Below are 12,393 nucleotides of genomic sequence, written 5' to 3'. Positions count from 1 at the left end.
CGAAAAGGCACCAGTAGTCTTGTGGGGACACGCGCTTCGAAAGGACAAGCTATGCCGACCATCGCACAATTTGACATGCTTGGAGGGCCAGAGAAAATCAGGCTCGTCGATCGGCCCGTTCGGCCACCTGCGGCTGATGAAGTGCAAATCCGCATGCGCGCGGCGGGCCTCAATCGGGCAGAGCTGCTTTATGTCGCTGGTCACTATCTCGTCCAGCCACCAATCCCAAATGCGCCCCTGGGTGCTGAAGGCGCAGGAGAAATCATCAGCGTTGGTTCTGGTGTATCTGATTTCGCTGAAGGTGACAGGGTCTGCGTCTTGCCGATGATGGATTGGGCAAAATACGGCACCCTGGCCGAAGTTGTTAACGTGCCAGCTTATGCTTTGGAACGGATTCCTGACGGCATCGGTTTCGAGGATGCCGCCGCGTTCTGGATGGCTTTTGCCACAGCTTTTGGGATGATCGTTCAAGCGGGCGAGATGCCCATTCACGCGGTCGGTAGATCCGTCGTGATAACCGGCGCGAGTTCAAGTGTCGGGACCGCCGCCTTCCAGATACTCAAGCAGATCGGTGCGAGCGGTATAGCAACCACCAGATCGCAAAAGAAAGTTGCCGACCTCAAAAATGCGGGCGCGGATCATGTGATCGTCACGGACGACGACGATATCGGTGCCCGCCTCAGCGAGATCACAAAAGGCAAGGGTGTGGACCTTGTCTGCGATTCCATCATCGGAGATATGATCGCCCCCGCCGCCGAAGCCCTTGTCCCCGAGGGAAATATGGTTCTGATGGGCTTTCAGTCGGGTGAAGTTCCGGGGCTGCCCTTCTATCCAATTCTGACCAAAGGCATCACCATCCGCGGCTTTCATCTGGTCTGGCACCTTCTGGATCATGCAGACCGACGCAGAAGAGCGGTCGACTTCCTCGGTCCGCTCTGGGCCAGTGGAGAGCTTAAGCCAGTCATCGATCGCGCGTTCCCGCTCTCCGATATTTCGGGCGCCTATGCGTACATGGCAACCAACAGCCATTTGGGAAAAATCGTGGTACAAATCTGATAGTCCGGGCCCATAGACGAGTCTTTGAAATTGTGGGTACAGGTGCGCCTGAAAAGAAAAAAGCTGACATTAGCCGCAATGCATCATTGAGGTAGGAATGGGCTCAGATCTGCCGTTCGCCGCGCCTAAGTCGCAGGTCAGCTATCAATCAAGATATATTGACGCGAGCGAAACCACCAATACCGCGCACCATTCACGTCACACCACAAAAAACCCACGTCTCACATCCGCGCTCAAGCGCCCAGTTCCTTGACCATCTGCGCCACAAACCCGCGCATGAAGGCGACCCGCTCCGCAGCGATCTTGCGGGCGGGCGCGGTGTGCAGCGTCTCTGCGATGCGGTAGAGTTTCACCTCGAAATGATCCAGCGCATAGGCCCGGTCGTCCAGATCGCGCGCGTGACCCAGCGGGTCGCCCCCATGGAACAGCCCCGCGCCCATCTGACCCGATACGTTGAAGCAGCGCGCGATGCCAATGGCCCCCAGCGCCTCCAACCGGTCGGCATCCTGCAAGATGCGGGCCGTGTCCGTGGCACATGGCACGCCCGCCGAAAAGCTGTGCGCGCAGATCGCGTGGTGCACGGTGTCTTGCCCACCCATACCACGCACCGCCATCCATGCCACCGCATGATCCGCCGACAGCCGCGCTGCATCTGCCCGCGCGGGATCATCCTTGGGCAGGTTGATCACGTCATGCAGAAACGCCGCGATCATCAGCGCGTCCCGGTCCACGTGTCCCGCACCGTCGGGCATGTCCGTCAGGATCGCACAGCAGTTGGCCCAGACCCGCCGCAGGTGCCAGATATCATGCGCGCCGTCGCTTTGATCCTGCCAGACCCTGCGCACCTCTGCCTCAAGGTCGGCCTGCAAGCTCATGTTTTGTCTTGCAAATGCACATATGTCTGCCGGAACCGCGCGCTCAGGTGATCGCCCGCCAGCATGACCTCGCCACTGCCCGCCGGGGCCACGTTGGTGTCATAGGTCGGGTTGAAGAACATCGGCACCGAAATGCGCTCCGCCGTGCCGCCCACCACCCGGTGGGGAGTCGCCTTGACCAGACCGTCGGTCCAGAATTCCAGCATCTCGCCAAAGTTGATGATGAACTCGCCCGGCGGTGCGCTCAGCGGGATCCAGCCCCCGCCCCGCTTGCGCACCTCCAACCCCGGCGATCCGTCCGTCGCCAACAGCGTCAGGCAGCCATAGTCGGTATGCGTTGCAATCCCGAAGTCCTTGGCCCCCGCCCAATCGGGCCGCGCGGGGTAAAAATTGCCCCGCAAGAGCGCCATGGGCGTGTCGAACGCGCCGTCAAAATGCGCGGCATCCGCCCCGATGGCCGTGGCAATGGCCCGCAAGAGCCCCTTGCACACCGCGATCGCATCTCCGTAATAGGCCGAAATCACCGCATGAAACGCCGGATCCTCCGGCCACTGGTTGGGCGCATAGAATATCTTTTCGCCCAAAGGGTGCCCCGCGGGCAGCTGATACCCGATGTCAAAGAACTGCTTGTAGTCGGGGTTGGCATCCGGATCGACCTGCTCGGACCCGGCAGCACCCCAACCCCGGTTCGACCCAGTCCGCGCCATGTCGAGCGCCTGTTTGCGCCGCTCCGGCAGCTTGAAGAACGCGCGATACGCCTCGATCACATCCGCCACACGCGCGCCCGTCAGCTGCGTGTTGTACACCGTAGCAAACCCCACGCCCGTGGCCGCCACGCGCAGCGCCTCCAGGCTCTCCGCATCACCCACAGCCAACTTCGCCGCATCCAGTCTCGGGATCATCCCCCGCCCTCCATTCGTTTCGCCACGCCCTAGCGCAGCCGCGTCCCCGATGCTAGGACCAACCCACATCGCACATCACCAAACGAGGGCACGCATGGGACGCAAACTGGCAGCAGGCAACTGGAAAATGAACGGCACCCCGGCGATGCTGGACGGCCTCGCAACCCTCTCCGCCCCGAACGGCACCAAGGTCCTGATCTGCCCACCAGCCCCCCTGATCCACCGCGCGGCCCAAATCTCAGGCCCCATCGCCATCGGCGGCCAGGACTGCCACGCACAGGCCTCCGGCGCCCATACCGGCGACACCGCCGCGTCGATGCTCAAGGACGCAGGTGCCTCACATGTCATCGTCGGCCACTCCGAACGCCGCGCCGATCACGCCGAAACCAACGCCCAGATCCGCGCCAAGGCCGAAGCCGCCCACGCCGCAGGCCTCACCGCCATCATCTGCATCGGCGAAAGCGAGGCCGAACGCCTCGGCCCCGACTGCCTCGACATCATCGCGGCCCAGCTTGACGGCTCCACCCCCGAAGGCGCCACCGCCGACAACACCGTCATCGCCTATGAACCGATCTGGGCCATCGGCACCGGCCGCGTGCCCACGCTCGACCAGATCATCGAAACCCACGACATGATCCGCGAAAAACTGACCAACCGCTTCGGCGCCGCAGGCACAGACATGTCCATCCTCTACGGCGGCTCGGTCAAACCCGGCAACGCCGCCGAAATCTTCACCGCCCAGAACGTCGACGGCGCCCTCGTGGGCGGTGCGTCCCTGAAACCGGACGACTTCCAACCCATCATCGACGCCCTCGCCGCCTCCTGATCTTCCTTTCGCCGCAAATACCTCGGGGGGATGGCGCGCATAGCGCCAAGGGGGGCAGCGCCCCCCTTTCACTTTAATCGCGGGGGGCAGCGCCCCCCTTTCACTTTATTCGCGGGGGGCAGCGCCCCCCTGAACATCGTGTCGCGCGCAGCGCGTCATTTTCAAAAAACGCGCCGCGCAAACCACATACCTACTGCACGATTATCTCCGGCCCCATCATCAGCGTCGGCAACCACAGCGATATGGCCGGAATATAGGTCACCATGATCAGGAACACGAAGAGCACAGCCAGGAACGGCAGTGCTGCTTTCACCACCCGCATCATCGGCATCCCCGCCACGCCTGAGGTCACGAACAGGTTCAGACCCACAGGCGGCGTGATCATCCCGATCTCCATGTTCACCACCATGATGATGCCCAGATGGATGGGATCGATCCCCAGCTCGATGGCAATCGGAAACACCAGCGGCGCCACGATGACCAGCAAGCCCGACGGCTCCATGAACTGCCCCCCGATCAGCAGGATGACGTTCACGATGATCAGGAACACGACGGGGCCAAAGCCCGCATCCAGCATCGCGCCCGCAATCTGCTGCGGGATCTGCTCATCAGTCAGAACATGCTTCAGGATCAACGCATTGGCGATGATGAACATCAACGTCACGGTCAGCTTGCCGGCCTCGAAAAACGCGTTCTTCGTGTCGCGGTGCACCAGCGCCAGCGGCATCCGCGCCAGATCCTTGCCGATGGCCACGGGGTTCACATCCAGCCCGCGCAACATGCGCTCGGCCACCGCACCAACCGCCGCGACAACGAACCCGATCAGAACGGATGTGGTCAGATCCACGGCCCCGCCCGTGACCAGCCACAAAAGGATGCCCACCGCGACGCCCCCCATCAGGGTGATGCCGGTGAAATTCCCCGCCGCGGGCGCGGTTTTCGAAAACGGCCCCATGTCACGATAGATGAAACTGGCAATCAAAAAGGAATAGACCGCTGCGACCGCCGCCGCCTCGGTGGGGGTAAAGATACCGCCATAGATGCCGCCCAGAATGATGATGATCAGGAACAAACCGCCCGAGGCCGCCGCCGCCGACGCACCCACCTCACCCCAGCCCAGCCAATCGCCCTTGGGCAGATTGCGGACCTTGGCGATGGCATAGATGGTGATCATCAGCATGGATCCCGCCATCAGGCCCGGAATGACCCCGGCCAAAAACATCCGCCCCACGGACACGTCCGTCGCTGACGCATAGACAACCATCACGATAGAGGGCGGGATCAGGATACCCAGCGTGCCCGCATTGGCGATGACACCGGCGGCAAAGTCCTTGGAATACCCCACCTGCCGCATGCCCGCGATCACGATGGACCCGATGGCCACCACCGTGGCCGGGCTGGACCCGGACAGGGCCGCGAACATCATGCAGGCGAACACGCCCGCAATCGCCAGACCGCCGGGGAAATGCCCGACAACGGCAATGGAAAACCGGATGATCCGCTTGGCGACACCGCCGGTCGACATGAACGTCGAGGCGAGGATGAAAAACGGGATCGCCAGCAGCGTATAGTGCCCCGCCATCGCCTGGAACAGCGTCTGCGCGATAGAGGCGAGCGAGGTGTCGCTCAGCACCAGCAGGAAGATGATCGAGGACATCCCCAGCGAGATGGCAATCGGCACGCCGATCAGCATCATCCCCACAACGAGGGCAAAAAGAATTGCAACTTCCATGGTTTAGTCGCCTTCGTTCATGTGTTTGACGTCTTCGATCGCATCTTCGGCCTCGTGGCTCACGATCAGGCTTGTGGCCTGGCCCTTCCAGACCCGCACCGCCGCCTGGACAAAGCGAAACAGCAGTAGCCCCATGCCAAACGGCAGGATGAAATAGGGGATGAAGCGCGGGATCTTTTCATAGGCCTCGCCCTCGTTCATCAGCGGCTCGATCCATTTCAGCCAGACGGGATGCGGAATATCGACCGTCTCGTACCAGCCGCGATAGGACGACCGCTTCATCTCTTCGAACCCGGTCGGGAACCAGCGGCCTGTGGTCTGCGGCAGGTTGGCGAAATTGGCCCAGTAGTCCCACGCGCCTTTGAACACGAGGAAGGCATAGCCGATGCAGATCGCACCCGCGACCAGCGCGATGATGCGGCGTGTGGCCGGGGAAAACAGGTTGATGACCGCGTCCACGCCGAGGTTCGCGGTGACCTTGACCGCATAGCTGACGCCAAAGAGGACGAGCCAGGCAAAGAGGAACGTCACCATCTCCAGCCCCCAGATCAGGCCAGTGTTATAGCCATAGCGCAACACGACATTGATGAATGTTATCAAGGTCATGAGTGCCAGAAGGATGGCAATGGCCGTCTCTTCGATTTCGTTGACCCAACGGCCAAACCCGGTGCCCGGATCATAAGCGCCTGCCATGGTCCTGCCCTTTCCCCGCAATGTTCAGAAAATGAGAACGGGTCCGGCGGGCATGTGCCGCCGGACCCTGGTGCCAGCCTTAGTTGGTGGCGGCGTTGATCGCCTGAGCGGCGTCGATGTTTTCCTGGCCCACGTCGTCCTTGAACTGGTCCCAGACGGGCTTCATCACGGCCACCCACTCGGCGCGCTGCTCTGGCGTGAGCTGACGCACGGTGCCGCCCGCGTCGATGATCGCCTGCTTGGCGCTTGCGTTCACGGCGGTGGCCTCGCTGTTGCGCGTCTCGGTCACCTCTTCGATGATCGTGGCCAGCTGCGTGCGGGTGTCATCTTCGAGGCTGTCCCAGAAGTCGACCGAGGTCACGACGAGATAGTCGATGATGCCGTGGTTGGTTTCGGTCACGCCGTCCTGCACTTCAAAGAACTTGCGGCCGTAGATGTTGGACCAGGTGTTTTCCTGCCCGTCCACAACGCCGGTCTGCAGCGCGCCATAGACTTCGGAGAAGGCCATCGGCTGGGGCGAACCACCCAGGGCCGCCATCTGCGCCTTGAGCACGTCGGAGTTCTGCACGCGGAACTTCAGGCCGCTGGCATCCGAGGGCGACATCAGCGGCTTGTTGGCCGACATCTGCTTCATCCCGTTGTGCCAGAATGCCAGCCCGAGCAGACCGCGGCGAGTCATCGATTCCTTCATCGCCTGGCCTGTCTCGGAGGCCTGGAACGCGTCAACCGCATTGATGTCGGAGAACATGAACGGCAGGTCGAAGATGCGGAACTGCTTGGTGAACTGCTCGAACTTGGACAGCGACGGCGCGGCCAGTTGAACGTCGCCTTGCAGCAGCGCCTCGAGAACCTGGTCATCGTTGTAGAGCGTCGAGTTCGGGAACACTTCCATGCAGGCGGTGCCGTTCATCTCTTCGTTCACGCGGGTTTGCAGCAACGTGGCGGCGATCCCCTTGGGGTGCTTGTCGGTGTTGGTCACGTGGCTGAACTTGATCACGATCTCGCCGGAGTCGCAGGCGGCGGCAACGGCGCCCGCGCTGACGGTCAGGGCCAGGGCGGCAGCGGTCAAAAATTTCATAATGTCTCCTCCCAGAGAAATGTTGTGAAACCGTTTGTCCCCGCGGGGACAGGCCGCCACATAAAAGCAGACCGCGCGGTGGGTGCAGCATTAAGTTCTTCGAAAGGTCTGAAAAACAAATAAAAATTATTCAAAAACAGCACCTTAGTTACAGAACTTCACCCTCTATCGCCGCCATCTATCGCTTACATGTGCGGAATTCCGCACGGCACCACGCAACACTGTGCGGATTTCCGCACAGTGTTAGCGCCGGTAGTCCTCGGCCCGAATCCCGTAGCGCTTGAGCTTGTCGTAGAAGGTCTTGCGCGGCAGTTGCAGGGCCTGTGCGGCGGCGCTGGCGTGGCCGTTCTGTCGCCCCAGCGCGGCAATAAGCAAGGACCGTTCCACCCGCGCCATCTGTTCCGCAAGGCCCTGATCGGCGGCCTGCGCCGCGTCCTCGGGCATGCCCAGCACGAAGCGCATCGCCGCACTCATCAACGACCGCGCATTGCCGGGCCAGTCCTGCGCCATCAGCGCGGCCATGTGGTCGGGGCCGATTTCGGGCGGGGTCAGACCCGCCTGTTCGGCGGCCTGCGCGACATAGTGACGGAAGAGCACGGGGATATCCTCGGGGCGTTCGCCCACCGAAGGAATGCGGACGGGCATGACCTCGATCCGGTAGTAGAGATCGGCATTGAGCGCGCCCGCCTCGACCGCAGCGGCAAGGTCGCGGTTGCTGCCCGCGATGAGGCGCGCATCGCAGCCTGCCTCCAGCGCCTCGAGCAGGGCCAATTGGCTGGCGGCGGGCAGATGGGTGATCTCGTCGAGAAAGAGACTGCCGCCCTCGGCCTCCTTGATTGCTTCGGCCAGCGCCTTGGGCCGCAGATCGCTGGCCGCGCGTTTGACAAAGGCGGCCTTGGACCGGAGCGAGGACAGGTGGATGACCTCGGCCACCTTGGAAATACCGGTGCCGGGCGCGCCGGTCACCAGCACCTCTGTTTCCAGCGGGGCAACCAGCCGGACGCGGGCGCGCAAGCCGTCGGCCAGATCGGAGGTGCCAAAGAGCATGCGCGAGGCGGGATCGCCGCTTTCTACCAGTTTGCGCAGGCGGCGGTTTTCCAGCACCAGCGCACGGGATTTGAGCGCGCGTTGAAGAACGGACAGCAAGTCACTGGGCGCGCAAGGTTTTTCGAGGAAGCCAAAGGCGCCCTCGCGCATCGCCTGCACGGCCATGGGAATGTCGCCTTCGCCGGTGAGCAGGATCACCGGCAGGTCGCCATCGACTTTGCGCGTGTGGGCCAGCAGGTGGAACCCGTCGCGGCCCGGCATGCGGATGTCCGACAGGATCACGCCGTCAAAGTCGCGGGTGATATGATCCTTGGCCACCACGAAAGAGGCCGCTGTGATGGGTACGTAATCCGCCAGTTCCAGCGTTTGCGCCAGTGCGTCGCGCACGGCGGCGTCATCATCGACCACCAGCACCTGAACGGTCATGCCGCGTCCCTTTCTGTCCATGGCAGAAGTTCGACGGTGAATTCCGCGCCCTGATCGCTGTTGCCGCCACGGATCTCGCCGCCAAAGCTTTGGACGATGCCGTAGGAGATCGACAAGCCCAGCCCCATGCCTTCGGAGGCGCCGACCTCTTTGGTGGAATAGAACGGGTCAAACACGCGGTCGGGCACGGCGATGCCCGGCCCGGTGTCGCGGATGGTGACGGAGGCCCCCGCGACCGACAGGGTCAGGCGGCGCGTGTCGGTGCCCGCCATGGCGTCCACCGCGTTGGAGATCAGGTTGACAAAGACCTGCCCCAGCCGCACCTCGCCCCCCGAAACCCAGACGGGCGTGTCGGGCAGATCGAGGTCAAGCGTCACATCCTCGCGCCGGATGCGGGGCATGGTCAGTTCAACGGCACTTTGCACCACGGCGACCAGATCGACGCGCACGGCCGGTTCGCTTTCCTGCCGGGCAAAGGCGCGCAGGTTCTTGATGATGCGGCCCATGCGGTGGGCCATGTCGGCGATGCGGCCCAGGTTTTCACCCGCCCGGTCGGGTTTCGATTTGGCGAGGAACTGTTTGCCGTTTTCGGCATAGGTCTGGATCGCCATAAGCGGTTGGTTCAATTCGTGGCTGAGGCCCGCGCTCATCTGGCCCAGCGCCGACAGTTTGCCCGCCTGCACGAGGTCGGCCTGCGCACGGGCAAGGGCTGTTTGCGCCTCTTCGCGTTCCTCGGCCTCGCGGCGGAGCTGGGCATTGGTGTCGGACAGGGCGGCGGTGCGTTCGGCCACGCGCTGTTCCAGCAGCGCGTTGGCATCGGCCAGAGTGCGGCGGCGTTCGGTGGCCAGAAAGAGCAGCGCGCCGAAGGCAAGGCAGAGCCCCGCCACGGCGGCGGCTTGCAGCGTGGCGAGGCGGCGGGCGGGGGCCACATCCACCAGCGCCTCGCCGGTCATGCCGATCACCGGCAGGGCGCGCACGAGGTGCAGCGCGTTTTGCGGCAGGTACGGCCCCCACCCCATTTGCCAGACTTCGTGACGGCCCAGTTGGTAGCTGTCGAAGGGCAGTGGCGGGCCGGTGTCAGGCACAAGGCCCGGTGCGTTTTCGGGCCGTTCCCAGAACACGATTTCAGAGCGGTTGGTGATGAACACGCGGTCTTGCGCGTCGGTGAAGAACACGGCCGGGTTCGATCCGACCCAGTCCCATTCGATGCCTGCAAGGTTGGCGGTGACGACCACAGCCCCCTGCACCTTGGACTGGGCGTTGAACACCGGGGCGGCATAGGCGAACACGCGGGCACCTGCGGGCGTTTTGCCGTTGCCCCAGCCGAGCGCGCCTTGAGTTGCGCGCTGGACCAGCGGGGCGATGTCGACGCCTGTGGGTGTGGGCCGAGCGGAGGCCATGACGTGCCCCGTGGCGTCGGTCAGGCGGATGTCCTCGGCGGCGGTCTTGTCGGCAATCTCGAGCAGCAGCACCTCGGCTGCGGCGACATCCTCGCCTGCGAGCACGGCCCCCACTTGCGGGTGGTCGGCCACCAGCACGGCCAGCTCGCGGTAGCGTTGCAGTTGCCCCGTCAGCCGGTCCGAGGCGAGGGCGAGGTCCGATGCGCCCTGGCGCGACAGCTGGTCCAGCGCCTGGAAGTAGCCATAGCGCCACACCCCCGCCGCCGCCAGCGCGACGACCGCCACAAAGCCCAGCACGACGCTGACCCGTCTGATAAGACCCGATGTCATGGGCGCACCCTAGCCGCGGGCATCGGGGCTTGCCAAGCGGGCGCGGGGCTGAGACATCTTGCTCATGTTGCAGCAGTCCCCCCACGACCCCGCCTTTGTTCAGAATCCCTATGCCGTTTACGATGCCGCACGGGCGCGGGGCGGGCTGGTCTATTGGCAGGAGTACGGGATGCACGCGGCCTTTGACCACGCCACGGTGCACGCGCTTTTGCGCGACCGGCGGTTGGGGCGGGCGGTGCCGGGGCGCGGGGCGTCCGCGCCGCATCTGGCGGATTTCGACGCGGTTGAACGGTATTCCCTGCTGGAGCTGGAGCCGCCCGAACACACGCGCCTGCGGCGTCTGGTGCTGCACGCCTTCACCTCCCGGCGGATTGCGGCGCTGGAGGGGGATATCCGCGCCATCTGTGCCGACCTGCTGGCGGGGCTGCCCGAAGGGCCGTTCGACCTGATCCCCGCCTATTGCCAGCTGGTGCCGGTGCGCGTGATCGCCCGCCTTCTGGGTGTGCCGGAGGCGATGGGGCCGGACCTGCTGCGCTGGTCCGCGGCGATGGTGGCGATGTATCAGGCGGGACGCAGCCGCGCCATCGAGGACGCCGCCAACACGGCCGCCGCCGAATTCACGGCCTTCCTGCGCGGCTATATCGAAGAGCGGCGCAATGACCCGCGCGACGACCTGATCACCGAACTGATCGCGGCCGAAGACGGTGGCCAGACCCTGAGCATGGACGAGATGATCGGCACCTGCATCCTGCTGTTGAATGCCGGGCACGAGGCAACGGTGCACAGCCTTGGCAACGCGGTCAAAGCGCTGGTGGACCACGGTGCCACAGACGCCCTTGCCCACCCCGAGCGCTGCGTCGAAGAGGTCATGCGCTATGACCCGCCGCTGCATATGTTCACGCGCCACGTCTACGCGCCGATCGAGGTGCAGGGTCAGACACTGGGTCCAGGCGACGAGGTCGCGCTGATCCTCGGCGCCGCGGGCCGCGACCCGGCCGTGTTTGACAGGCCCGACCAATTCGACCCGACCCGCAAAAAGAACCCGCATGTCGCCTTTGGCGGGGGCCTGCACTTCTGCGTCGGCGCGCCGCTGGCGCGGCTGGAAATGCAGATCGCGCTGCCGATGCTGTTCACGGCAATGCCCAATCTGCACATAACCGAGCCACCGAAATTTGCCGACAGCTACCACTTCCACAAACTCGACCGCCTGATCGTCGCGTCGTGAGTCGGGACCGGGTCAAGGATGGCCAAAGGTCACCGCCGCAGGCGGCTTGTCCTTGATGCGGGCGCGACTCACATCACCCTCGAACAGGTCGCTTAAGACGCACTGCGCCTTAAGCGACCTCTCAGCAAAACATCCAAACTGTCCAAGCCGCGCAGCGTCACAAGCAAAGCGTCGCCTCACCGCTGGCAGCATAAAGAATGCGCGGTAGCGCTCCTTTTGATCACGTCTCGATAGGCAGCATCGTGGTGGACTTGATCTCTTCCATCGACAGCAGCGCCGTGACGTTGTGCACCCGCACCTCCGAGATCAGCGCCTGGTAGAACGCGTCATAGGCCCGCGCGTTCTTGACCCGCACCTTGAGGATGTAGTCGATGTCACCCGCCAGCCGGTGCGCCTCTTGCACCTCGGCCCGGTCGCGCAAGGCCTGCAGGAACTTCGCCTGCCAATCCGCCTCGTGCTCTGACGTGCGGATCAGGACAAAGAAACAGGCCTCGAACCCCAGTGCCTCGGCATCCAGCACAACCGTCTGCTGACCCACCACACCGGCCTCTCGCAACTTGCGAATCCGGTTCCACACCGGCGTCTTTGAGGACCCCACCGCGCGGGCGATATCGTCCAGCGACTGGCTGGCATCGCGCTGTAGCTCGGCCAGAATTTTGCGATCCACGTCGTCGATGCGAACAGACATTCCAAAGCGCTCCAATTCGGGAAACAGGCGTTCTGCACCTGCAAACATAAGGAACAATCATCCTTATCTGCGCCGCTGTCTAGCGCCAAACCGGGAAAATTTCCTATATTGAGGG

The 12,393-nt window shown here is 63.6% G+C and carries 11 protein-coding genes; 3 read left to right on the top strand and 8 right to left on the bottom strand.

Going from position 1 to position 12,393, the window contains the following annotated elements:
* The first annotated feature begins 51 nt into the window (after window positions 1–51).
* Complete coding sequence (locus tag Q0949_RS20340; protein ID WP_299376856.1) at window positions 52–1,056, top strand: zinc-dependent alcohol dehydrogenase family protein; 1,005 nt, start codon at window positions 52–54, stop codon at window positions 1,054–1,056.
* 233 nt (window positions 1,057–1,289) lie between these two features.
* Here the strand turns inward: Q0949_RS20340 and Q0949_RS20335 are convergent, their stop codons facing one another.
* Window positions 1,290–1,931, bottom strand: coding sequence for an HD domain-containing protein (locus tag Q0949_RS20335; protein WP_299376852.1), 642 nt, complete (start codon window positions 1,929–1,931; stop codon window positions 1,290–1,292).
* Window positions 1,928–2,833 carry a 2-oxoglutarate and iron-dependent oxygenase domain-containing protein gene (locus tag Q0949_RS20330; protein ID WP_299376849.1) on the bottom strand — a complete coding sequence of 302 codons (906 nt, stop codon included), beginning with the start codon at window positions 2,831–2,833 and terminating at the stop codon, window positions 1,928–1,930. Before Q0949_RS20330 ends, Q0949_RS20335 begins: the two co-directional genes overlap by 4 nt.
* A gap of 94 nt (window positions 2,834–2,927) precedes the next feature.
* On the opposite strand from Q0949_RS20330, the gene tpiA reads away from it, so the two are divergent.
* Complete coding sequence (tpiA, locus tag Q0949_RS20325) at window positions 2,928–3,659, top strand: triose-phosphate isomerase (RefSeq protein WP_299376846.1); 732 nt, start codon at window positions 2,928–2,930, stop codon at window positions 3,657–3,659.
* Between the two features lie 190 nt (window positions 3,660–3,849).
* Here the strand turns inward: tpiA and Q0949_RS20320 are convergent, their stop codons facing one another.
* The 5 genes from Q0949_RS20320 to Q0949_RS20300 all read right to left on the bottom strand — a co-directional run bounded on the left by Q0949_RS20320 (window position 3,850) and on the right by Q0949_RS20300 (window position 10,365).
* Window positions 3,850–5,391 carry a TRAP transporter large permease gene (locus Q0949_RS20320; protein ID WP_299376843.1) on the bottom strand — a complete coding sequence of 514 codons (1,542 nt, stop codon included), beginning with the start codon at window positions 5,389–5,391 and terminating at the stop codon, window positions 3,850–3,852.
* Window positions 5,392–5,394: 3 nt separating this feature from the next.
* Window positions 5,395–6,084, bottom strand: a complete 690-nt coding sequence (locus tag Q0949_RS20315) for a TRAP transporter small permease (RefSeq protein ID WP_299376840.1) — start codon at window positions 6,082–6,084, stop codon at window positions 5,395–5,397.
* 79 nt (window positions 6,085–6,163) lie between these two features.
* A complete protein-coding gene (locus Q0949_RS20310) occupies window positions 6,164–7,162 on the bottom strand; it encodes a DctP family TRAP transporter solute-binding subunit (protein ID WP_299376837.1) in 999 nt (332 codons plus the stop codon).
* Window positions 7,163–7,405: 243 nt separating this feature from the next.
* Entirely contained in the window at window positions 7,406–8,635 is a 1,230-nt protein-coding gene (locus Q0949_RS20305) for a sigma-54 dependent transcriptional regulator (RefSeq protein ID WP_299376835.1), read from the bottom strand.
* Complete coding sequence (locus tag Q0949_RS20300) at window positions 8,632–10,365, bottom strand: ATP-binding protein (protein ID WP_299376833.1); 1,734 nt, start codon at window positions 10,363–10,365, stop codon at window positions 8,632–8,634. The genes Q0949_RS20305 and Q0949_RS20300 overlap by 4 nt, the downstream gene beginning before the upstream one ends.
* Window positions 10,366–10,423: 58 nt before the next feature.
* On the opposite strand from Q0949_RS20300, the gene Q0949_RS20295 reads away from it, so the two are divergent.
* Window positions 10,424–11,590 (top strand): cytochrome P450, encoded by a 1,167-nt coding sequence (locus tag Q0949_RS20295; RefSeq protein WP_299376830.1) that lies wholly within the window; start codon window positions 10,424–10,426, stop codon window positions 11,588–11,590.
* Between the two features lie 220 nt (window positions 11,591–11,810).
* Here the strand turns inward: Q0949_RS20295 and Q0949_RS20290 are convergent, their stop codons facing one another.
* A complete protein-coding gene (locus tag Q0949_RS20290) occupies window positions 11,811–12,278 on the bottom strand; it encodes an Lrp/AsnC family transcriptional regulator (RefSeq protein WP_299376827.1) in 468 nt (155 codons plus the stop codon).
* Window positions 12,279–12,393 lie beyond the last annotated feature (115 nt).

The sequence above is a fragment of the uncultured Tateyamaria sp. genome, assembly GCF_947487805.1.
Classification (GTDB): domain Bacteria; phylum Pseudomonadota; class Alphaproteobacteria; order Rhodobacterales; family Rhodobacteraceae; genus Tateyamaria.
Note: the sequence above shows the minus strand (reverse complement) of the source record. Positions and strands in the feature narration are given on the sequence as shown.

Excerpts from the sequence above, each read along its gene's own strand:
- Q0949_RS20340 (WP_299376856.1), top strand. The coding sequence starts at position 52 with ATGCCGACCATCGCACAATTTGACATGCTTGGAGGGCCAGAGAAAATC.
- Q0949_RS20335 (WP_299376852.1), bottom strand. The coding sequence starts at position 1,931 with ATGAGCTTGCAGGCCGACCTTGAGGCAGAGGTGCGCAGGGTCTGGCAG.
- Q0949_RS20330 (WP_299376849.1), bottom strand. The coding sequence starts at position 2,833 with ATGATCCCGAGACTGGATGCGGCGAAGTTGGCTGTGGGTGATGCGGAG.
- tpiA (WP_299376846.1), top strand. The coding sequence starts at position 2,928 with ATGGGACGCAAACTGGCAGCAGGCAACTGGAAAATGAACGGCACCCCG.
- Q0949_RS20320 (WP_299376843.1), bottom strand. The coding sequence starts at position 5,391 with ATGGAAGTTGCAATTCTTTTTGCCCTCGTTGTGGGGATGATGCTGATC.
- Q0949_RS20315 (WP_299376840.1), bottom strand. The coding sequence starts at position 6,084 with ATGGCAGGCGCTTATGATCCGGGCACCGGGTTTGGCCGTTGGGTCAAC.
- Q0949_RS20310 (WP_299376837.1), bottom strand. The coding sequence starts at position 7,162 with ATGAAATTTTTGACCGCTGCCGCCCTGGCCCTGACCGTCAGCGCGGGC.
- Q0949_RS20305 (WP_299376835.1), bottom strand. The coding sequence starts at position 8,635 with ATGACCGTTCAGGTGCTGGTGGTCGATGATGACGCCGCCGTGCGCGAC.
- Q0949_RS20300 (WP_299376833.1), bottom strand. The coding sequence starts at position 10,365 with ATGACATCGGGTCTTATCAGACGGGTCAGCGTCGTGCTGGGCTTTGTG.
- Q0949_RS20290 (WP_299376827.1), bottom strand. The coding sequence starts at position 12,278 with ATGTCTGTTCGCATCGACGACGTGGATCGCAAAATTCTGGCCGAGCTA.